Annotated in this window: 19 protein-coding genes; 7 read left to right on the top strand and 12 right to left on the bottom strand. The window is 74.3% G+C overall.

Annotation, left to right across the window (positions count from 1 at the left end; translation table 11 throughout):
• Positions 1–194: 194 nt before the first annotated feature.
• Entirely contained in the window at positions 195–1418 is a 1224-nt protein-coding gene (locus ACIRD3_RS15795; RefSeq protein ID WP_402216142.1) for a benzoate/H(+) symporter BenE family transporter, read from the bottom strand.
• 207 nt (positions 1419–1625) lie between these two features.
• Here ACIRD3_RS15795 and ACIRD3_RS15790 point away from each other — a divergent pair, with 207 nt between their 5' ends.
• The 3 genes from ACIRD3_RS15790 (at position 1626) to ACIRD3_RS15780 (ending at position 4428) form a co-directional block, all read left to right on the top strand.
• Positions 1626–2576: an LPXTG cell wall anchor domain-containing protein gene (locus tag ACIRD3_RS15790; protein WP_402216139.1), complete on the top strand. Its 951-nt coding sequence runs from the start codon at positions 1626–1628 to the stop codon at positions 2574–2576.
• 370 nt (positions 2577–2946) lie between these two features.
• A complete protein-coding gene (locus tag ACIRD3_RS15785; RefSeq protein WP_402216137.1) occupies positions 2947–3429 on the top strand; it encodes a hypothetical protein in 483 nt (160 codons plus the stop codon).
• Between the two features lie 159 nt (positions 3430–3588).
• Positions 3589–4428, top strand: coding sequence for a helix-turn-helix domain-containing protein (locus ACIRD3_RS15780; protein WP_402216135.1), 840 nt, complete (start codon positions 3589–3591; stop codon positions 4426–4428).
• Positions 4429–4507: 79 nt separating this feature from the next.
• Here ACIRD3_RS15780 and ACIRD3_RS15775 read toward each other — a convergent pair whose 3' ends face one another.
• Positions 4508–4951 (bottom strand): hypothetical protein, encoded by a 444-nt coding sequence (locus ACIRD3_RS15775; RefSeq protein WP_402216132.1) that lies wholly within the window; start codon positions 4949–4951, stop codon positions 4508–4510.
• A 236-nt stretch (positions 4952–5187) separates the two neighbouring features.
• On the bottom strand, positions 5188–6180 hold the full coding sequence (locus tag ACIRD3_RS15770) for an Lrp/AsnC family transcriptional regulator (protein WP_402216131.1): 993 nt from the start codon (positions 6178–6180) through the stop codon (positions 5188–5190).
• A gap of 114 nt (positions 6181–6294) precedes the next feature.
• On the opposite strand from ACIRD3_RS15770, the gene ACIRD3_RS15765 reads away from it, so the two are divergent.
• Complete coding sequence (locus ACIRD3_RS15765) at positions 6295–7101, top strand: inositol monophosphatase family protein (protein WP_402216128.1); 807 nt, start codon at positions 6295–6297, stop codon at positions 7099–7101.
• 144 nt (positions 7102–7245) lie between these two features.
• Here the strand turns inward: ACIRD3_RS15765 and ACIRD3_RS15760 are convergent, their stop codons facing one another.
• The 6 genes from ACIRD3_RS15760 to ACIRD3_RS15735 form a co-directional block, all read right to left on the bottom strand.
• On the bottom strand, positions 7246–8157 hold the full coding sequence (locus ACIRD3_RS15760; RefSeq protein ID WP_402216126.1) for an amidohydrolase family protein: 912 nt from the start codon (positions 8155–8157) through the stop codon (positions 7246–7248).
• Positions 8154–9788: an acyl-CoA dehydrogenase family protein gene (locus tag ACIRD3_RS15755; protein WP_402216124.1), complete on the bottom strand. Its 1635-nt coding sequence runs from the start codon at positions 9786–9788 to the stop codon at positions 8154–8156. The genes ACIRD3_RS15760 and ACIRD3_RS15755 overlap by 4 nt, the downstream gene beginning before the upstream one ends.
• Positions 9772–10515, bottom strand: a complete 744-nt coding sequence (locus tag ACIRD3_RS15750) for a TetR/AcrR family transcriptional regulator (RefSeq protein WP_402216122.1) — start codon at positions 10513–10515, stop codon at positions 9772–9774. Before ACIRD3_RS15750 ends, ACIRD3_RS15755 begins: the two co-directional genes overlap by 17 nt.
• A gap of 154 nt (positions 10516–10669) precedes the next feature.
• The gene (locus ACIRD3_RS15745; protein ID WP_402216120.1) at positions 10670–12172 is read right to left on the bottom strand and encodes a S28 family serine protease; all 1503 of its coding nucleotides are present in this window, start codon (positions 12170–12172) and stop codon (positions 10670–10672) included.
• 195 nt (positions 12173–12367) lie between these two features.
• The gene (locus tag ACIRD3_RS15740; RefSeq protein WP_402216117.1) at positions 12368–13255 is read right to left on the bottom strand and encodes a serine protease; all 888 of its coding nucleotides are present in this window, start codon (positions 13253–13255) and stop codon (positions 12368–12370) included.
• A gap of 132 nt (positions 13256–13387) precedes the next feature.
• Positions 13388–14017 carry a TetR family transcriptional regulator gene (locus ACIRD3_RS15735; protein ID WP_402216114.1) on the bottom strand — a complete coding sequence of 210 codons (630 nt, stop codon included), beginning with the start codon at positions 14015–14017 and terminating at the stop codon, positions 13388–13390.
• Positions 14018–14137: 120 nt separating this feature from the next.
• On the opposite strand from ACIRD3_RS15735, the gene ACIRD3_RS15730 reads away from it, so the two are divergent.
• The 3 genes from ACIRD3_RS15730 to ACIRD3_RS15720 all read left to right on the top strand — a co-directional run bounded on the left by ACIRD3_RS15730 (position 14138) and on the right by ACIRD3_RS15720 (position 15754).
• Positions 14138–14293 carry a hypothetical protein gene (locus tag ACIRD3_RS15730; protein WP_189918519.1) on the top strand — a complete coding sequence of 52 codons (156 nt, stop codon included), beginning with the start codon at positions 14138–14140 and terminating at the stop codon, positions 14291–14293.
• Between the two features lie 90 nt (positions 14294–14383).
• A complete protein-coding gene (locus ACIRD3_RS15725; protein WP_402216112.1) occupies positions 14384–14707 on the top strand; it encodes a DUF4190 domain-containing protein in 324 nt (107 codons plus the stop codon).
• Positions 14708–14869: 162 nt separating this feature from the next.
• Entirely contained in the window at positions 14870–15754 is an 885-nt protein-coding gene (locus ACIRD3_RS15720; RefSeq protein ID WP_402216110.1) for a metallophosphoesterase family protein, read from the top strand.
• Positions 15755–15963: 209 nt separating this feature from the next.
• Here the strand turns inward: ACIRD3_RS15720 and ACIRD3_RS15715 are convergent, their stop codons facing one another.
• Genes ACIRD3_RS15715 through ACIRD3_RS15705 form a run of 3 tightly spaced genes read right to left on the bottom strand, consistent with a single transcriptional unit; the run spans position 15964 to position 19579 of the window.
• Positions 15964–18537 carry an ABC transporter permease gene (locus ACIRD3_RS15715; protein WP_402216107.1) on the bottom strand — a complete coding sequence of 858 codons (2574 nt, stop codon included), beginning with the start codon at positions 18535–18537 and terminating at the stop codon, positions 15964–15966.
• On the bottom strand, positions 18534–19289 hold the full coding sequence (locus tag ACIRD3_RS15710) for an ABC transporter ATP-binding protein (protein ID WP_402216104.1): 756 nt from the start codon (positions 19287–19289) through the stop codon (positions 18534–18536). Before ACIRD3_RS15710 ends, ACIRD3_RS15715 begins: the two co-directional genes overlap by 4 nt.
• Positions 19286–19579, bottom strand: a complete 294-nt coding sequence (locus ACIRD3_RS15705) for an SHOCT domain-containing protein (RefSeq protein WP_402216102.1) — start codon at positions 19577–19579, stop codon at positions 19286–19288. Before ACIRD3_RS15705 ends, ACIRD3_RS15710 begins: the two co-directional genes overlap by 4 nt.
• Positions 19580–19825: the final 246 nt, after the last annotated feature.

The raw sequence follows: 19825 nt of genomic DNA, 5'->3' as shown, positions 1-19825 counted from the left end.
CCGGCGTGTCGCCCTCACCGGCGGCCGCAAATGTCACCGACCTGGCCGAACGATCCGCATCCTCCCAGCCGTACCGGTCATACCAATCACTCCACCCGCCGGGGGCCGCGCCCGCTCACCCACCGCCGAACGCCCAGGCGCTCCCAACCTCCGAACGCCCGGACCGCCCGGAAAACCCGGGGCGCCCGGAACGCTCACCGCCTCCGGGACCCCAGCACCAGGTGGGTGCCCAGCCCGAAGAGCAGCCCCCAGAAGGCCGAGCCGATCCCGAACAGGCTCATCCCCGACGCGCTCGCCAGGAAGGTCACCACCGCCGCGTCCCGTCCGCGCTCCTCCGCGACGGCCGCCGTCAGGCTGCCCTGCAGCGAGGCCAGCAGCGCGACGCCGGCGATCACCGCGATCAGTTCCTTCGGCAGCCCCGTGAACAGGCTCACCAGCACCCCGCCGAAGCTGCCCACCAGCACGTACAGCACGCCCGAGGACATCCCCGCGACGTACCGGCGGCGCGGGTCCGGATGGGCCTCCGGGCCCGAGCAGATCGCCGCCGTGATCGCCGCCAGGTTCACCCCGGGCGAGCCGAACGGCGCCAGCAGCATCGACACCGCGCCGGTCGAGCCGATCAGCAGCCGGTCGTCCGCGCGGTAGCCGAAGGCCCGCATCACCCCGAGCCCCGGCGCGTTCTGCGAGGCCAGCGTGACGATCGTGAGCGGGAGCGCCAGTCCGACCAGGGCCGACCAGGAGAACGCCGGGACGGTCAGCACCGGCACGGTCGGCCCGCCCGAGCCCAGGTGCAGCGGCAGTCCGACGGTGAGCGCCGCCAGCACCCCGCCGACCAGCAGCGCCACCGGTACGGCGTACCGCGGCGCGAAGCGCTTGGCCAGCAGGAAGGCCGCGAAGCCACCCACCACCAGCACCGGTGCGCTGTGCACGGCACCGAAGATCCCGGCGCCGAAGGAGAACAGGATGCCCGCGAGCATCGCGTTCACGATCCCGACCGGCACCGCCCCGATCAGCCGGCCGAACCAGCCGGTCACCCCGAACAGCGTCACCACCGCCGCGCTCACCAGGAACGCCCCGACGGCCTCCCGGTACGGGTAGTCGCCCAGGCTGGTCACCAGCAGCGCGGCCCCCGGGGTGGACCAGGCGGTGATCACCGGCGTCCGGGTCCACCAGCTCAGCGTGAAGCCGCTCACCCCGCTGCCGATCGCGACGGCCCAGATCCAGGACGCGGTGTGCGCCGCGTCCAGCCGTCCGGCGGCCGCCGCGGCGAGCACCACCACCAGCGGCCCCGAGAAGGACACCGCGACGCACACCAGTCCGGCCAGCAGCGCCGTACCCGACGCGTCCCGCCGCAGCGACCGACGTTCCCCGCCCTCGATCGGCGTCGTCTCCGGTCTGATCGTCAGCTCATCCGTCATCCCGGCAGTATCCCGAAGCGCCCCTCCGAAGACTCCCGAAAAAAGTTTTGGAACCACCTGCAACCCCCGCCGGGGATGCGCGTCTATACGGATGAAGGCACGGAGAGCGAGACCGGCAGAGCCGGGGGGCGCTTCCGCTCACGAGGAGCGGAGCCGGTCGTCTTCACCCAACACACCGTCAGTCACATGACCCTGGGGAGTCACGTCATGCGCACGTCCGTTATCAACCGTTTTGCGAAGAACGACCGCGCCTTCTCCGGCCGCCGCATCGCCGTCCTGGCCGCCACCACCGTGCTCGCCGGCGGCCTCCAGCTCCTCGCCACCGACACCGCCTGGGCCTGCGGCGACGAGACCGGCGGCACCACCGCCGTCACCGCCCCGGCCGCCGACCCGGCCAAGCACGACGGCACCTACCAGTCCGGCTTCCAGATGACCCCGGACGGCCAGACCATCACCGCGGGCGGGCCCAAGGTCGAGATCGGCGTCGGCGTCACCAACTTCACCGGTGCCCCGTACCAGAACGTCTCCGCGATGCTGGCGCTGTACAACCCGAAGGGCAGCACCAACATCCAGGACTTCACGGTCGAGGTCATGAGCGGAGGCGTCTGGAAGCCCGTCGCCCTCCGCCACGGCTGCGACCCGACCCTCTTCACCGTCGTCTCCCCCGCCACCACCACCGCGCGCCTGGAGAACGGCCGGGCCGCCAACTTCGCGTTCCGCGTGGGCCTCTCCGCGAAGGCGCCGAAGGACGTGACCGAGATCCAGGTCGGTACGCTCGCCCAGGCCCCCGGCTTCCCGACCGAGGCCGGCCAGAGCCACACCTACCACGTGGCCCGAACCGCCGCCCCCGCGAAGCCCTCCGCCCCGGCCAAGCCCGCGCCCACCAAGCCCGCCGCGCCGGCCAAGGAGACCAAGAAGGCCGAGCCCGCCGCCGACAAGACCCCCGTCAAGGCCGCCGAGCCCACCACGGCGCCCGCCGCCACCCCGTCCGCCGCTCCCACCGCCGCACCGGCCACCACCGCGCCCGCGGGCACCCCGGAGCTCGCGCAGACCGGCGCCTCCTCCACCAACACCTTCCTCGCCGTCTCCTCCGCCGTGCTCCTCGCCCTCGGCGCCGGCGTCCTGATCGCCGTCCGGCGACTCCGTCCCCAGCGCTAGTCGCCGGCCGGAACCACAGAAGGGGGGCGGGCCCCCCCCGGGGGGGGGGGGGGGGGGGCGGGGGGGGGGGGGGGGGGGGGGGGGGGGGGGGGGGGGGGGGGGGGGGGGGGGGGGCGGGGGGGGGGGGGGGGGGGGGGGGGGGGGGGGGGGGGCGCGGGGGGGGGGGGGGGGGGGGCCGGGGGGGGGGGGGGGGGCCCCGGGGGGCCCCCCCCCCCCCCGGAGCCCTCGTCAGCGCCCACCCAGGCCCTCGTCAAGGCCCACCCGAGCGGTGGGCCCGTACATAAGCGGTGTTAGCGTGCCTGGTCGTGGGCGCGCCGATGGCGCGCGCCCGCCGACCCAGCTGCCCACCGGATCCCAAGGGTGCCCCGCCATGGCCAAGTTCCTGCTGAGCCTGCACGTCCTCGTCTCGGTCCTGTTCATAGGCCCGGTCGCGGTGGCCGTCAGCATGTTCCCTCGCCGGGCGAAGGCCGCGCTGGCCGCCGGGCCGGACCAGGCCGCCGACGCGGGCGTGCTGCGGGTCCTGCACCGGATCACCCAGGTCTACGCACTGCTGGGGGTCGCCGTGCCGGCGCTGGGCATCGGCCTGGCCCAGGTGATGGACGTGCTCGGGCAGTCCTGGCTGATCGTCTCGATGGTGCTCACCGCGCTCGCCGCGCTCTCCCTGCTGCTGTTCGTGCTCCCCGGCCAGCAGGCCGCCGTGGACGCGCTCGACCTCGACCCGGCGGACGAGCAGCGCGCCAAGGCCGTCAACGGCCTGCGCCTGCTGCCGATGACGGCCGGGGTGTTCAACCTGCTGTGGGCCGTGGTCGTGGTGCTGATGGTCATCCGGCCGGGTTCCAGCACCGGCGTCTGATCGGCGTCCGGTCCGCCGCGTCCCTGCGCCGCCCCTGCTCCTGGACGCCCTCCGGCCCCGACGCCCCCTGACCCCCGAGGCTCCTGACCCGAGGCGGCCCTCTGCCCCCCCCGAGGCCCCCTCCCGCGGACCGGGCTCGTTCGAGTACCGTCCTGGGCCATGACGATCATGGCGGGCATGGGCAGCCCCACCGGAACCGGCGTCGGCCCGCTGCTGCGCGGCTGGCGGGAACGACGACAGCTCAGCCAGCTGCAACTGGCGCTGCGGGCGGACTCCTCGGCCCGCCACCTCAGCTTCGTCGAGAACGGCCGCTCCCGCCCCAGCCGGGAGCTGGTGCTGCGGCTGGCCGAGCACCTGGACGTCCCGGTGCGCGAGCGCAACACCCTGCTGCTCGCGGCCGGCTACGCCCCGCAGTACCCCGAGACCCCGCTGGACGACCCCTCGATGGACGCGCTGCGCGGCGGCATGGAGCGGCTGCTCGCGGCCCACGACCCGTACCCGGCGGTCGTCGTCGACGGGAGCTTCCGGGTGCTGGCGGCCAACCGCTCGATCGGCCTGCTCCTGGACGGGGTCGCCCCGCACCTGCTGGAGGCGCCGCTCAACGCGATCCGGGTCACCCTCCACCCGGGCGGGCTGGCGCCGCGCATCGTCAACCTGCGGCAGTGGCGGCGCCACCTGCTGGAGCGGATGGAGCACCAGCTGGAGCTGGTCCGCGCCGAACCGCTGCGCCGGCTGTACGAGGAGGTCCGCGGCTACCCCGAGCCGGCCGGGGAAGCGGCGGACGGCCCGGCCGAGGACGCCTTCCCGTTCGCGCTGCCGATGCGGATCCGCCACGAGGGGCGGGTGCTCTCCTTCCTCTCCACCATCGCGACCTTCAACACGCCGCTGGACGTGACCGTGTCCGAGCTGGCCATGGAGACCTTCCTCCCGGCCGACGCGGAGACGGTCCGGTACCTGCAGTCCGCGGTCGGACCGGAGCGTCAGGAGCGTCAGGTCTGAGACCGGCGGCTCCTCGGGTCCGACCATGTCCCAGGGCCGACAGCTCGTCGGGCCGACAGCTCGACAGGCCGACAGCTCGTCAGGCCGGCCGCCGCCGGGAGCGGCCGCTCCGGCGCAGGGCGGAGAACTGCAGGACGGCGAACAGGCCCACCGCCGCGGCCTGCAGCGGGATCCAGACGAACCCGGCGGTGGTCGGCTCCAGCCACACCCCCATCGCCACCAGGCTGACCACCACCCAGGCGAGGTTGACGTCGATCACCGCCCGCACGCCGAGCGACGGCGGCTGCCGGCGGGTCGCCAGCACGCCGACCACGACCGCGTAGCCGGTGAGCAGCAGCCCGAGGTCGAGCACGGTGGCACGGCCGGCGCCGAGCAGGTCGCCGAGCGGGCCGGGGAAGGCCAGGTAGGCCAGGCCGTTGCCGGCGGTGACCAGGGCGTCCAGGGTGAGTGCGCCGCGCACCGTCCGGGGCGAGAAGGCGGAGCCGGGCCGGGCGGGGGTCAGGCCGTTCGCGTGGGCGGACATGGCGGATCGCCTCCTGTCGGGGGTGGGATCCCGGGGCCGTGGCGGCCTCACCGGGTGCCTCCACCCTGCCCGGCCCGGCGGCGGGCGTCGATTACCCCGCAGGTAACGAGCCCGCTCCCGGTCAGGGTCCTCCCACTCCGGATCCTCCCGGCCAGGGGCCGCTCGGTCGGGAGCCGCTCCCGGGCAGGAGCCGCTCCCCGTGAGGGCCGCCGGGCCGGCTGACGAGCGCTCCCCGGTCAGGGCCGACGGGGTGGCTGCCGGAGCAGGACGCCCGCCCGCTTCACGGCGCGGGCGGTGATCGTGGTCTCGACCCGGGCGGCCCCCAGCGGGCCGAGGGTGTCGGTGAGGAAGCGGTACAGCTCGCCGTGGTCCGCGCAGAACAGCGTGGCCAGCAGGTTGGTCGGGCCGCTGGTGGCGAACACCCCGTGCACCTTCGGGTGCCGGGCCAGCGCCGCACCGACCTCGGCGAGCCGGCCGGGCGGCACGTCCAGCCAGAGGTTGGCGTCCACCGCCATGCCGAGCAGCCGCGGGTCGACGGTGGCGTGGGTGCGCAGCAGTCCCAGCTCGTCCAGCCGGTGCAGCCGACGACGCACGGTCGACTCGGGAGCGCCCACGGCCGCGGCCAGAACGGCGTGGGACTGCCGGGCGTCCTCGCCCAGCCGCTCCAGCAGCGCGCGGTCGAGGGCGTCCAGCGGCGGGGGCGCGGCGGGGCGGGGGACGGCGGGCCGGGCGAGCGCGGCGGCCTCCTCCTCGGTGAGCTGGCCGGCCCGCCACTGCCCGGCGTCGGCGAAGGCGTGCAGCACGGCGTGGGTGGTGGTCTCGGTGACGGCACTGGTCGCGGGCAGCTGACCGTACAACAGCCGGTCGCGGGCCCCGGCATCGGTCAGCATGACGGCGCCGACCTCGTGGCCGCCGAGCATCACGTCGACGAACGGCACGTCGGACCGGTCGGCCAGGGCCTGCGCGATGGCGTCCACCCGACCGCTGAGCACCCGGACCCGCAGCAGCAGCGCGCCGACCGCGGCGTCCTCGACGTCGGGCATCCGGACCACCCGCAGCACACCGGCCTGCCGCAGCCGGGCCAGCCGTCGGGTGACGGTGCGGGCGGAGACGCCCAGCACCTCGGCGATCCGGCCGGGTTCGGCCCGACCGTCCACCTGGAGGGCGCAGACCAGGCGGCGGTCGAGGAGGTCCAGCACGGTGTCCGGATCGGCTGCGGAGAGGTCCATGGTGTCCGATTCCCGTCATCATCGGCAGCTGGAGCGTCTTGTTCAGCAACAAAGACGGTACTCCTTGTCCTGCGCGGCCGGAACGACCGGCCCGGGAGCAGGGATGGAGTCACCGTGACGAACGAGCTGTGGACGCTGGCGCGGGGTGTGGAGGCCGCGGTGCGCGAGGTCGGCGCGAAGCTGGCGGCCCGCCGGTCCACCGAACCCCTCACCGCACGGACCCTCGAGGAGGCCGGGGCCCGGTTCGCCGAGCTGGACGGGCCGGCCGCCGCCGAGCTGCGGCAGCGGCTGACGGCGCTGCACCCGCGGGCCGGCTGGGTGCCGGAGGAGCTGGACGGTTCGGTGCCCGCCGAGGGCGAGTGGTGGCTCTGCGACGCGACCGACGGCGCGGTGCAGTACCTGCTCGGCCACCCGCACTGGGCGGTCACCGCCGTCCTGGTCCGGGACGGCGCCGCGGTGCTGGCCGTGGTGCACGCCCCGGAGCTGGACGGCGGCCGGACCTACCGGGCGGTGCTGGGCGGCGGGGCCGAGCTGGACGGGCGCCCGATCGCCCCGCTGGAGCGGGAGTTGGCGATCACCGTCGCCGCCACCAGCCAGCCGCCGCGGGTCGCCGGGGACCCGGTGGCGCTGCGCCGGGCGGGCGATTCGCTGTCCGCGATGGCGGGCGCCGTCCTGGCGGTGCGCAACCTCGGCCCGACCGCGCTGCAGGTGGCGCAGGTGGCCTCCGGGCACCTGGCCCTGTTCTGGGAGTACGGGCGGGACGCGGGCAACCTGCTGCCCGGCGCACTGATCGCGAGCGAGGCGGGCGCGGCGGTGACCGACGCCGCCGGAGCGGCCTGGACGGCCGGCGCCGACAGCTTCCTCGCCGCCGCGCCCGGCCTGCACGCACGGGCGCTGGAGGTCCTGCGGACGGTCGGTTGAGCTCGCGCGGACGGTCCGCAGCTCGGACGGACGGTCCGCAGGGTTCGCACGGACGGTCCGCAAGGTTCGCGCGGACGGTCCGCAGGGTTCGCGCGGACGGTCCGCAGGGTTCGCGCGGACGGTCCGCAGGGTTCGCGCGGACGGTCAGCCGAGCTTGAACAGGGCGGCCGCGTTGTCGTGGCAGACCGCCCGCAGCCAGTCCTCCCCCAGCCCCAGCCCGGCCAGCGCCTCCAGCTGGTGGACGTACCGGTACGGGATGTTGGGGAAGTCGCTGCCCAGCAGGATCCGGTCCCGCAGCCCGCGCAGGCGCGGCAGGTGCTCGCGCGGGAACGGGACGTCGGCCTCGGCGAAGTCGGTGAACGCGATGGTGGTGTCCAGGCGGACGGCCGGGTACCGCTCGGCCAGGTCCAGGAAGTCGGCGTACTCGGGCATGCCGAGGTGGGCGACCACCAGGACCAGTCCGGGGTGCCGCTCCAGCACCGCACCGATCGGCCCCGGTCCGGTGAAGCGGCCGGGCACCGGACCGGAACCGCAGTGGGTGACCACCGGGGTGCCGGTCTCGGCGAGCAGCCCCCAGACCGCGTCCAGCCGCCGGTCCGTCGGGTCGTAGCCGCCGACCTGCAGGTGCGCCTTGAACACCCGGGCGCCGTTCTCGATCGCGCGGGCCGCGTACGCGGGCGCCTCGGGCTCGGGGAAGAAGGTGGCGGTGTGCAGGCAGTCCGGGGTGCGGGCGGCGAAGTCGGCGGCCCAGCCGTTCAGCCAGGCGGCCATGCCCGGCTTGTGCGGATAGAGCATGGACGTGAACGCCCGCACCCCGAACTCCCGCAGCCGCCGGACCCGCCGGTCCTCGGCCTCCCGGTAGGTGATCGGCCACGGCCGGTTCACCAGCGGACCGGCCGCGTCGAAGTACGCCCACACCTTGTCGAGCACGCTCTTCGGCATGAAGTGGGTGTGCACGTCGATCAGCCCCGGCAGGTCCAGGGACCTCCAGAACTCCCTGATCTCCTCGGCCTCTTGACGGTCGGCCGGCGACTGCCCGCCCTCGGGGCCGCTCACGCGGGCACCGGGCGGGCGCGGTCGATGATCGCCCCGGTGTCGACCCCGGTCGGCAGGGTGCCGAAGGCGGCACCGTGGTCGCCGCCCAGCCGGCCGGCGCAGAACGCGTCGGCCACCGCCGGATCGCCGTACCGGACCAGCAGCGACCCCTGGAAGGCCAGGGCCATCGACTCGACCAGCCTGCGGGTGCGGTACTCCAGGTCGGTCAGGTCGCCGAGTTCCTTGCGCAGCCCGGCGACGGCCGCGTCCAGTCGGCGGTCCGCACCCGCGGCGGCGTCGAGTTCACCCAGGAAGGCCTCCACGCTCTCCGGGCGCTTGGCCATGGCACGCAGCGCGTCCAGGGCGGCGACGTTGCCGGAGCCCTCCCAGATCGACACCAGCGGGGCCTCGCGGTAGAGCCGGGGCATCCCGGACTCCTCGACGTAGCCGTTGCCGCCCAGGCACTCCAGCGCCTCGGCGGAGTGCGCAGGACCGCGCTTGCACACCCAGTACTTGGCCACCGCCAGGCCCAACCGCCGTACCAGCGCCTCGTTCTCGTCCCCGGCCAGCGCCAGGTCGGTGGACTGCGCCAGCCGCATCGCGACGGTCGTGGCCGCCTCGGACTCCACCACCAGGTCGGCGAGCACGTTGCGCATCAGCGGCTGGTCGACCAGCGCCTTGCCGAACGCCCGCCGGTGCAGGGCGTGGTGGACGGCCCGGGTGGCGCCGTGGCGCATGCCGGAGGCGGCGCCGATGGTGCAGTCCAGCCGGGTCATGTTGACCATCTCGATGATGGTCGGCACCCCACGGCCCTCCTCGCCGACGAGCCAGCCGACCGCGCCGTCGTACTCCAACTCGGCGGAGGCGTTGGACTTGTTGCCGAGCTTGTCCTTGAGCCGCATCAGGTGCAGCCGGTTGCGGCCGCCGTCCGGGAGGATCCGCGGCAGGACGAAGCAGCTGAGCCCGCCCGGCGCCTGGGCGAGCGTCAGGAAGAGGTCCGACATCGGCGCCGAGGTGAACCACTTGTGGCCGCTGATCCGGTAGCTGCCGTCCGGCTGCGGGGCCGCGGAGGTGGTGTTGGCGCGGACGTCCGAGCCGCCCTGCTTCTCGGTCATCGACATGCCGGCGATCAGCCCGCGCTTGGTGCGCGGCTCGCGCAGCCCGTAGTCGTACTCCTTGGCCGCCAGCAGCGGCTCCAACTCCCCGGCCAGCGCGGGGTTCGCGCGCAGAGCCGGGACGGCGGCGTAGGTCATCGAGATCGGGCAGGTGTGGCCGGCCTCGACCTGGCCCCAGACGAAGAACTTGGCGGCGCGGGCGGCGTGGGCGGCGGGCCGCTCGTCCTGCCAGGGCGCGGCGTGCAGGCCGTGGGCGACGGCGGTGCGCATCAGCTCGTGCCAGTACGGGTGGAACTCGACCTCGTCGATCCGGTGGCCGAAGCGGTCGTGGGTGCGCAGCACCGGCGGGTTCTCGTTGGCCAGCCGGCCCCACTCGGCGGCCTGCTCGGAACCCGCCAGCCGGCCCAGCTCGCGCAGTTCGGGCTCCGCCCAGCCCGCGCCGGCCCGCTCCAGGGCGGCGAGCAGGGCGGGGTCGGCGGCGGTGTCGTGTCCGTACGGCAGGGGCACCTGGTTGGTGACCTCATGCGTCGCTGTCATCGCGTCCTCCCAGGGCACGCAGGGTGAAGGAGACCAGGGCGGGGACCACCTCGGCGGTGGCCTCCCGGGAATCGGTGGGGGCGGCGAGGCCGGCGACGCCGCCCGGCTCTGCCGGCGCGGCGGGCGCGGCAGGCTCCGCGGGCGCCGCGGGCGCCGCGGGCACGGGGGGTGCGGCGGGTGCGGGGGGTGCGGCGGACTCGCCGGCGAGCGGGCCGGCCAACGCCTCGCCGACCGCGCCGACCAGGGCCGCGGCGGTCAGCACCGGGTCCTGCTCGGGCAGTTCGCCGCTCGCCACGGCGGCGGCGATCTCGGTGGCGATCACGTCCCGGAACGCCCGCCGGAACACCAGGCGCTCACCGTCCACCACCGCGTCGGCCGGTTCGACCAGCAGCGCGTACGCCAGCCGGGGCGCGCGCAGGGCGCGGGTGGCGAAGGTCTCGACCACGGCGGCGATCCGCTCACGCGGGGTGTCCCGGCGGGCGACGGCCGCGTTGACCGCGTCGATCTCGCGGGTGACCACCCGGCGGAACAGCTGCACCGACAGCTCGGCCTTGTTGGCGAAGTGCTGGTAGAGGCTGCCGGTGGCGATCCCGGCGCGGTCCGCCACCGCGGCCATCGTGCAGCCGCCGTAGCCGCGCTCGGCGAGCAGGCCGACCGCCGACTGCAGCACGGCCTCGCGCTGGGCGTCCAGGCGGGCTTGTACGGCGGGCGTGCGTCGGTAGGCCATGGGAAGCATTGAAGCACTGATTCAGCGCTTCGGGGAGGGGCCCGGAAGGGTCGGCACAGCTCGGACGCTCCCACCCGAACGGACGGAGGCCGCCCCGGGCAGCGGGGCGGCCTCCTGTTCACGGGGCCCGGTCCGACCGGGCGGCGCTACGGACTCAGAGCGGCCGGCGCTCCTGCTCCAGCCGCTGGCCCTCCACGTCCAGCGGGCCGAAGGCGGGGGTCGCCTGCTGCGACTTGGCCAGCGAACGGGCGGCGGCCTGGTCGCCCAGACCGGCCCACTCCAGCACCTTGGCGGTGGCCTCCGCCGACTGCGCGGCGGGCAGCTTGCCGATGTTGGAGCCGTGGTTGCCGCCGGGCACGGTGTAGACGTAGCTGTCCTCACTGCCCCGGCCGAGCCGGAACGGCTTGGCGCCCCACGGGTCGTTGCCGCCGTAGACGTACATGATCCGCTCGCCCTCGCGCTTCACCCAGCGGTCGATGTCGGGCATCGCGTACGGGTTGAAGACGGTCGGGATCTCCTTCGGCACGTAGCTGCGGGCCGAGTAGAGCTCCAGGTAGTCGTAGTGCAGCAGGTCCTTCAGGTACGAGACGTCGAAGAACGGCGCGCCCAGCTCGGTGGCGGCCTGGTAGTAGTACGCGGTGTACTTCGCCAGCGACTGGTCGCTGTTGCCGGTGATGCCCGACTGCGCGTCGAACCAGGCGTAGAGCTCGTCGTCGGTCGCGGTGGCGGCCACCGGGACCTTGGCGCAGTCCGACTCCAGGCTGTACTGCCAGAAGGCCCAGACCACGTCCAGCACGCCCGCCTCGTACGCGCGGTCCGGGGTGCCGAGAGTGGTGAAGGTGGAGCCGGCCGCCTTGTTGTCGGCGACGTAGCGGGCCTCCAGCCGGTCCCGGCGCACCAGCAGCTCGCGCTGGGCGGCGTTCAGCCGGTCCCGGCACTCGGCGGTGCCGACCGTCCGGAAGAACTGGGTGTACGCCGCGTAGTCGTTGACGTCGGTGTTGTTCGGCGCGACGTACGCGATCGTGCCGGCCACGTCGTCCGGGTAGAAGCGGCGGTAGTAGGTCGAGGACATGCCGCCCTTGCTGGCGCCGGTGGACAGCCACTCCTCCTGGTAGATCCGCTTCAGCGCGGTCACCAGCTTGTGCGAGTCGGCGGCCTGCTGGCGGATGCCGGCCTTGGACCAGTCGGCCGGTTCGGGCCGCGAGGGGGTGAAGAACCGGTACTCGATGGACACCTGGTTGCCGTCCACCAGCCGGGTCGGCTCGGTGCGGGACGGGTTGGTGCCCAGGGTGTAGCCGTTGGTGTAGAAGACCGTCGGGCGGTCGTAGCCGCGGTGCAGCACGCTGAAACGCTGCTGGAAGGTGCCCAGCCAGGGGCGGGAGTGGTCGATCGGCTGGGTGTAGGTGGCGAGGAAGTAACGGTGGTCGGCGTCGGTCGGCTTCTCCTCGGTGATGGTCACCCCGGGGATCGCCGCCAGCCGGGTCTTGATGTCGGCGTTCGGGTCGTCGGCGGGGCTCCGGCCGTGGGTCGCCCCGGCCTCCCCCGCCGCCCCGACGCCCTGGCCGTCGGCGGCCAGCGCCGGGGCGGCCAGGCCGCCGAACGCGAGCAGCGGTATCAGCAGGGTGGAAACCAGCAGCCTTCTCAGCGTGGTGGTCATCAACTCTCCATCTGGTCAACGGACATGACTGCCGCATCGTGGGCACAACTCTGCGGTGCGGGTGGTGCGACGGCCGCCCGGCGGATGGCCCATCGGGGTAAAGGTGCTGGTCATCGGGGTTTGCGCGGTCCTGCTGGGGTGCGGTGGTGGCTCGGGGAGCGGTGGTGGCTCGGGTGCGGTGGTGGCTCGGGGTGCCTACGGGCGCGGCAGGACGCAGCCCGGGAGGGTGAGGTCGAACCGGTTTCCGGCGGCGAAGCAGGCCGGGATCCCGTACGTCTCCTGGGCGTAGCCGATGCCCTGGCGCACCGTCACGACGCCGCTCTGGTCGACCTCGCAGGGGTTGTCCAGGGTGCAGCGCTCGCCGTTCTCGTTGGTCGTGTTGTTGACGGCGACCACCTGGCCGGACGAGGCGTCGACCACCGGGGAGCCGGAGGTGCCGCCGATCACGTCGCAGGCCGAGGTGTAGCGGACCGAGTCCTTGAAGGTCCAGTCGGCTTCCTTCAGGCGGTAGGCGAAGCCGTCGACCGAGCAGGAGTAGATCTTCTTCCAGTACCCGGAGACCACCCGGATCGAGGTGCCCTGGACGGGGTGGGTGGCGGCCACGGTCAGCGGGGCGATCCCGTACCGGGACTGGATCGAGGAGTAGCTGGTGTTCAGCTGGTAGATCGACACGTCGGTGTCGGTCATCGCGCCGTAGACCACCTTGGTCGCGCGCAGCGTGGCGAGGCGGCCGCCGGTGGCGCTGAGCAGGGTGAACGTCCGGCTGGACGGCTGGTTCAGGACCACTTGGCCGGGGCCCGGCATGCCGCTCTCCAGGCAGTGGCCGTTGGAGAGCACCAGCGCCGGGTCGCTCGCGGCCGAACCGGGCATCCGCACCAGCGACCCGGAGCAGTTGCTGAGCGCGACCGCTCCGGCGAGGTTGACGGTGGCCTGGGCGGTGGCCTCGGTGGCGGCTTGGGTCGTGGTTTGGGTCGTGGCCCGGGTCGTGGCCGTGGGGGCGGCCTGGACCGGGGAGGCGCCGGCGAGGGTGGTGGCCCCGGCGACCAGGAGCGTGGCGAGCATTCCTATGAGCGGCTTCTTCATGAGAGACCTCTCGATGTGGGGGTCCACCAAAGCTGTCGCGGACATGACCCACTGTCAAGAGTCAAAGCAAGCCCAAGAAACCCTCTCGATCGCAATGGCCGGTTCCCACCCCCACGACGCCCCGGCGCGCGGTCAACTCCCTTGCCAGTGCCTCCGCCCCAGGCTGATCAGACGCAGCTGCAGCCGCGCGGTGGCGGCGATCCGCTGCTCCCGGGCCGGGTCGGTCTCCTGCGCCTCCAGGAAGGCGGAGGCCGTCGACACCATGTGGTCGACGTACAACTCGGCGAGCATCCGCAGGTCCCGCTCGCTCCACCCGTCCGACACCGGCTGCAGGGCGAGCGCGGCGCCCACCTCGGCGGCGAAGCGGTCGAGCTCGGCGTCGATCGCCTCGCGCACCCGCCGGACCCCGCCGTGCCGCTCGCGGGCCAGGAAGCGGACGTGCGGCCGGTGCTCGCGGACGTGCCGCTCGATCACGTCCACCGCGCGGTCGATCAGCTCCTCCGCGCCGCCGGCCTCGGTGAGCACCGAGCGGATCATCACGTGCAGGCTGGCCAGCGACTCCTCGACCAGTGCGACACCGAGGCCGGCCAGGTCCGGGAAGTGCCGGTAGAACGCGGCCGGAGAGAGCCCGGCCTCGCGGGTGACCTCGCGGACGCCCAGGCTCGCCAGGTTCTGATCGGCCAGCAGGTGCAGACCCGCGTCCAGCAACGCCCGCCGACTCTGCTGCTTCTGGGCCTGTCTGGCCCCTACGGTGTGACTCACGCCATTCAGTAAACAGTCGTTTGCCGAACTTGGCCAGCCCGGAGTAGAGTGCTGTCGAAGTCAGTGAACACTTGTCAACCGAAACCGGCGCACCCACTGCCGCAGTCGAAGGAGTCAGTCGTGATCCTGTTCTCCGCCCTCGTCGCCATGGCCGTCCTGATCGGTACCGCCGCCCACACCTCGCTCCCGGTCTTCCTCGCCGCCTCCGCCGCCATCACCGCCTGGCTGCTCGCCTTCGGCGCCCGCGAGGGCATCGCCCGCCTGCGCCACCGCTGAGCCGCGCACTCCGCCGAGCCGCACACTCCGCCGACCCTCGAACTCCGCGGACCGCACCCGCGTCCACTCACCGAGAGGACCCGTACAGCCATGAGCACCGTCACCACCCATCAGGGCACCGCCGGTCAGGGAAGCACCCGTCAGGGAAGCGCCCGCCAGGGCACTGCCCGCCGCGAGACCGCCGAGGCCGACAACCTGGCCATCGCCTCCTTCCTGCTCGGCCTGCCGGGCCTGTTGCTCTTCAACATCGTCCTGGGCCCGATCGCCATCACCCTCGCCACCCTCGCCCTGGTCCGCGGCACCAGCCGCCGCGGCCGTGCCGTCCTCGGCCTGGTGCTCGGCGTCACCTCGCTGGCGGTCCTCGTCGTCACCACCGCCACCTCGCACGGCGTGCTGATGGACTTCCGGTCCTGAGCCGCACCCGGCTCCCGACCGGACATACGGGGTCCGCCCTCGACCGCCTTCGAGCGGCTCCGGCCCCTCGAACGTCGAACGCCTGATCCCGTCAACCCGCCCCGCTCCCCCGGCCCGCCACGTAGGGTGGCCACATCGGCCGGGCGACCTCAGGGGGCAGGAGTGACTACGGAGAACCGCAGCGACGCACGGCCGGCGCGGCCCGCCCCGTCCGGCGGACGGCTGCTCGCCGTGAGCGATCTGCACATCTCCTACCAGGAGAACCGCGACCTGGTGGAGAAGATCCAGCCCACCCACCCCGACGACTGGCTGCTCGTCGCCGGTGACGTCGCCGAGCGCACCACCAGCATCGAGTGGGCCCTCGGCCTGCTCGCCGAGCGCTTCGCCCGCGTGGTGTGGGTACCCGGCAACCACGAGCTCTGGACCCACCCCGAGGACCCGGTCCAGCTGCGCGGCGTGGCCCGCTACGAGCACCTGGTCGAACGCTGCCGCGAGCTCGGAGTCCTGACGCCCGAGGACCCCTACCCGGTCTGGGAGGGCCCGGACGGCCCGGTCCGCATCGTCCCGCTCTTCCTCCTCTACGACTACTCCTTCCGTGCGCCCGGCACGACCACCAAGGAGGAGTCCCTGGCGGCCGCCTACGAGAGCGGCATCGTCTGCGCGGACGAGCGGATGCTCCACCCCGACCCGTTCCCGTCCCGCGACTCCTGGTGCCGCGAGCGCGTCCGGCTGACCGAGGAGCGGCTGGCGGCCTGCGACCCGGACGTCCCGCTGGTCTTCGTCAACCACTACCCGCTGGTCCGCCACCCCACCGAGATCCTCTGGTACCCCGAGTTCGCCCAGTGGTGCGGCACCGAGCTGACCGCCGACTGGCACCGCCGCTACAACACCGCGGCGATGATCTACGGTCACCTGCACATCCCGCGCCGCACCAGCTACGACGGCGTGCCCTTCGAGGAGGTCTCGCTGGGCTACCCGCGCGAGTGGCGCAAGCGCGGCCTGCCGGACCCACTGCTGCGCGAGGTGTTCCCGCAGGCCGCGGACTGACTCCCTCCTTCCCCGCCTGCTCGTCCTCCCTCCTTCCGCGCTGACCTGACCTGGCCTGGCCTGACTTGGACCCGCCCTGACCCGGCCTGGCCCGACCTGGACCCGACCTGGACCCGACCTGGACCCGACCTGGACCCGCCCTGACCCGGCCTGGCCCGACCTGGACCCGACCTGGACCCGCCCTGACCCGCCCTGACCCGGCCTGACCGCTACTCCGCCGCGATCGCCCGCAGCACGTCCAGCCGCGCCGCCCGTCCCGCCGGGCGGAGGCCGGCCACCGCGCCCGCCAGCAGTCCGGCCGCCAGGACCACGGCCAGCTGCACGGGCGGTATCGCGAACGATCCCGTCCCGGCGCTGTCCGAGGCCCGTACCAGGGCCCAGCCGAGAAAGGCCCCGAGCCCCAGCCCGCCGACCGTCCCGAACGCCGCCACCAGCACCGACTCCCAGCGGACCATGCCGCGCAGCTGAGCCCTGGTCTGGCCGACCGCCCGGAGCAGCCCCAGCTCCCTGGTCCGCTCGTGGACGGCCAGTGTGAGCGTATTGGCGATGCCCAGCAGTGCGATCAGCACCGCCAGTGCCAGCAGCGCGTAGACTACCGAGAGCATCATGTCGACGCCGGAGGCCGCGCTCTTCGCGTACTCGGCCCGGTCCTGGACCTGCGGGCTCCCGAACGGGACCAGCGCCTTCTCCACCGCCGCCTTGCCGGCGCCCGGTGAGACGCCGTCGCGCAGCCCGACCGCGACCATGGTGTCGGCGTCCTGCCCCCGGTGCGGGGCCCAGGCCTGCCTGGTCATCAGGTAGTCCCCGGCCAGCCCGCCGCCCTCGTAGAGCGCGCGGATGGTGAACGGACCGCTCGCACCGTCGGTGAAGCCCACGGTGACGGTCTGTCCGATCTGCCAGCCGTGCTGCTGTGCCTCGCTGCGGGAGACCGCCAGCCCGTCCGTGCCGAGCGCGTCCAGCCTCCCGTCGACCCGGCCGAGGTCGACGATCCCGGGCAGCCGGGCCGGGTCGGTGACGTCCAGCGTCCGCCCGTGTCCGTCGACCCGGGCGACGCCCCGGCCGAGCCCGACGGTCTGCCGCACCTCGGGGAGCCCGGCCAGGGCGTCCGCCACCTTGGGGCTGATCCCGCTGCCACCGGCCCCGAACGAGGCGGTGGTGACGGCGAGATCGCCCGCGAAGGATTTGCTCACGGTGTCGTCCAGGGTGGCCTTGATCGACGCGCCGAAGACGGTGAACAGGGTGACCACCGCGACCCCGATCATCAGCGCGCTCGCCGTGGCCGCCGTCCGGCGCGGGTTGCGGGCCGCGTTGCGCCGGGCCAGCACCCCGGAGACCCCGCGCAGCCTGGGCAGCGGCGCACCCAGCGTCCGCACCGCGAAGGCGGCGGCGACCGGCCCGAGCACCACGGTGCCGGCGAGCACCGCCAGCGCCCCGACCGCCGTCAGCAGGACGGACGGGCCGTCGGTCGCGCCGAGGACGGCCACCGGGACACCCCCGGCCAGCAGCAGTCCGCCGAGCGCCACCCGGACGGCGCCCGCGCGTCCCTGCGCGGCCCGGTCGACGCCGGTCTCCCGCAGGGCCGCCAGCGGCGCCGTCCGCCCGGCGCGGACGGCCGGCTGCAGCGCCGAGCCCACCGCGACCAGCGTCCCGACCAGCAGCGGCAGCAGGACGGCGGCAGCGCTGATCACCATGCCGCCGGTGGGCAGGGCGAAGCCGAGCGCCGAGAACAGCGCCTTGAGCCCGGCGGCCACCCCGATCCCGCCGAGCAGCCCGCCGAGTGAGGCGATCAGGCCCACCGCGAGCGCCTCGGCCAGCGTCGCCCCGAGCACCTGGCCGCGCACCGCGCCCAGCGCCCGCAGCAGCGCGTTCTCCCGGCTGCGCTGGGCGACCACGATGGCGAAGGTGTTGTGGATGGTGAACGTCGCCACCAGCAGCGCGATCCCGGCGAAGACCAGCAGCAGCGTGGTGAACATGGTGAGGAACCGCCCGGACAGCAGCTGGGTGGACTCCTGGGTGGCCGCCGTGCCGGTGATCGCCTGGACGCCGCCGGGCAGCTGCGGGGCGATCCGGTCGACCAGCTCCCGCTGGGAGACCCCGGCCGTCGCCCGGACCTGGATCGAACTGGCCTGCCCCTCGCCCTTGGGCGTGAGGTGGCGTTCGGCCTCCGCGAAGGTCATCGCGGTGAAGGTGCTCGGCCCCATGCCGTCCGCGCTCGCCCCGAAGGTGGCGATGCCGACGACGGTGACCGGCACCGGATCGGGGGTGCGCAGCACGGTGGCCGAGCCGAGGTGCAGCCCGCCCGCCTTCGCCGCGCCCCGGTTCACCACCACCTCGCCCGGGGCGGCCGGCGCCCGGCCCTCGGCCAGCCGGTACGGGTTGAGCCGGCCGTCGGCGAGCCAGTTGCCCGCCAGGGTGGGCGGCCCCTGACCGCCGATCGGTTTGCCGTCGCCGCCGATGAGTTGGCCCGCGCCCTGGACGGACGGTTCCGCGGCCGCCACGCCGGGGATCGCGCGCAAGCGGTCGGCGAGCGCCGCCTCCACCGGCGCCCGCACCCCGCCGGCGGTTCCCGGGGAGTCCAGCACGTCGGCGCTGCGGACCACCACGTCGGTGCCCGCGTTGGCGTCGGCGAACAGGGTGTCGAAGTTGGCCCGCAGGGTGTCGCCGAGCACCATCGTGCCGGTCAGGAAGCTCACCCCGAGCAGGATGGACAGCAAGGTCCCGGCCAGCCGGCGCTTGTGGGCGCGCAGCGAGCGCAGGCTGAGCCGGAGGGTGGCGGACGTCATGACCGCCCCCGTTCGAAGGCCTTCATCCGGTCCAGCACCAGCCCGGCGCTGGGCCGGTCCATCCGGTCGACCAGCCGGCCGTCGGCGAGGAACAGCGCCTCGTCGGCCCAGCCGGCGGCCGTCGGGTCGTGGGTGACCATGACCACCGCCTGCCCCATCTCGTCCACCGACCGGCGCAGCAGGCCCAGCACCTCGCCACCGCTGCGGGAGTCGAGGTTGCCGGTGGGCTCGTCGGCGAAGACCACCTGTGGCCGCCCGGCCAGCGCCCTGGCCACCGCGACCCGCTGCTGCTGGCCGCCGGAGAGCTCGCTCGGGCGGTGCCCCAGCCGGTCGCCGAGGCCGACGACGTCGATCAGCGCCTCCAGCCAGGCCCGGTCGGGGGCGGCCCCGGCCAGGTCGAGCGGAAGGGTGATGTTCTCCCGGACGGTGAGCGTGGGCACCAGGTTGAACGCCTGGAACACGAAGCCGACCCGCTCGCGGCGCAGCAGGGTGAGCCGCCGGTCGCTCAGCGAACCGAGCTCGGTGTCGCCGATCCAGGCACGGCCGGCGGTGAGCGTGTCCAGCCCCGCCGCGCAGTGCATCAGGGTGGACTTGCCCGAGCCGGAGGGCCCCATGATCGCGGTGAACCGCCCGGCCGGGAACTCCACCGTGACGTGGTCCAGCGCCCGGACCTCGGTGCCGCCGACGCCGTGGACCTTCACGGCGTCGGCGACCCGCGCGGCGGTGCCGCGCACGACGTCGAGGGTGGTCACTTGGCGCCACCTCCCCGGGCGTCGTCCCGGTGCGGCTCGCTGAGCACGGCCCGCTTGGCGCGGTACTCCTCGGCGTCGATGTCGCCCTCCGCGTAGCGGCGGCCCAGGACGGCCAGCGGGTGCTCCGCGGCCGATCCGGCCCCGTGGCCGTACCCGAAGCCGCAGCCGCGGCGGCGCCAGACCGTTCGGCGCAGGGCCAGGATCACCAGGAACACCACGGCGATCCAGACCAGGGGGACCAGCAGGATCCACGGCCCGGGGCCGTGCCAGTCGGCCAGCTGCGTGTACATGGTGGGTCATCTCCTCGGCGGTGGGCCTCCAGACCCCGGGTGGTTCCCGAGGTGACCAGAGCGTCCCGCCGAGGGGTCTCATCACGCGTCCTACCAGCAGCGGCAGTTGGGGTACTCCTGCGAGAGTACGGGCGGCCCGGGACACGCCGGGCCGGAAGTAGGCGCCCGCCTCCGGACCGGACACGGACGCACCACGGCCGGAAGCAGCCGCACCCGGGCCCGGCCGCACGAAGCGGGCAGGCCCGG

Origin of the sequence: Kitasatospora sp. NPDC093550, assembly GCF_044764985.1 — a bacterium.
Classification (GTDB): Bacteria; Actinomycetota; Actinomycetes; order Streptomycetales; family Streptomycetaceae; genus Kitasatospora.
The sequence above is the reverse complement of the archived record's forward strand: the minus strand, read 5'-3'. Positions and strand labels throughout refer to the sequence as shown.

Excerpts from the sequence above, each read along its gene's own strand:
- ACIRD3_RS15795 (WP_402216142.1), bottom strand. The coding sequence starts at position 1,418 with ATGACGGATGAGCTGACGATCAGACCGGAGACGACGCCGATCGAGGGC.
- ACIRD3_RS15790 (WP_402216139.1), top strand. The coding sequence starts at position 1,626 with ATGCGCACGTCCGTTATCAACCGTTTTGCGAAGAACGACCGCGCCTTC.
- ACIRD3_RS15785 (WP_402216137.1), top strand. The coding sequence starts at position 2,947 with ATGGCCAAGTTCCTGCTGAGCCTGCACGTCCTCGTCTCGGTCCTGTTC.
- ACIRD3_RS15780 (WP_402216135.1), top strand. The coding sequence starts at position 3,589 with ATGACGATCATGGCGGGCATGGGCAGCCCCACCGGAACCGGCGTCGGC.
- ACIRD3_RS15775 (WP_402216132.1), bottom strand. The coding sequence starts at position 4,951 with ATGTCCGCCCACGCGAACGGCCTGACCCCCGCCCGGCCCGGCTCCGCC.
- ACIRD3_RS15770 (WP_402216131.1), bottom strand. The coding sequence starts at position 6,180 with ATGGACCTCTCCGCAGCCGATCCGGACACCGTGCTGGACCTCCTCGAC.
- ACIRD3_RS15755 (WP_402216124.1), bottom strand. The coding sequence starts at position 9,788 with ATGACAGCGACGCATGAGGTCACCAACCAGGTGCCCCTGCCGTACGGA.
- ACIRD3_RS15750 (WP_402216122.1), bottom strand. The coding sequence starts at position 10,515 with ATGGCCTACCGACGCACGCCCGCCGTACAAGCCCGCCTGGACGCCCAG.
- ACIRD3_RS15745 (WP_402216120.1), bottom strand. The coding sequence starts at position 12,172 with ATGACCACCACGCTGAGAAGGCTGCTGGTTTCCACCCTGCTGATACCG.
- ACIRD3_RS15740 (WP_402216117.1), bottom strand. The coding sequence starts at position 13,255 with ATGAAGAAGCCGCTCATAGGAATGCTCGCCACGCTCCTGGTCGCCGGG.
- ACIRD3_RS15725 (WP_402216112.1), top strand. The coding sequence starts at position 14,384 with ATGAGCACCGTCACCACCCATCAGGGCACCGCCGGTCAGGGAAGCACC.
- ACIRD3_RS15715 (WP_402216107.1), bottom strand. The coding sequence starts at position 18,537 with ATGACGTCCGCCACCCTCCGGCTCAGCCTGCGCTCGCTGCGCGCCCAC.
- ACIRD3_RS15705 (WP_402216102.1), bottom strand. The coding sequence starts at position 19,579 with ATGTACACGCAGCTGGCCGACTGGCACGGCCCCGGGCCGTGGATCCTG.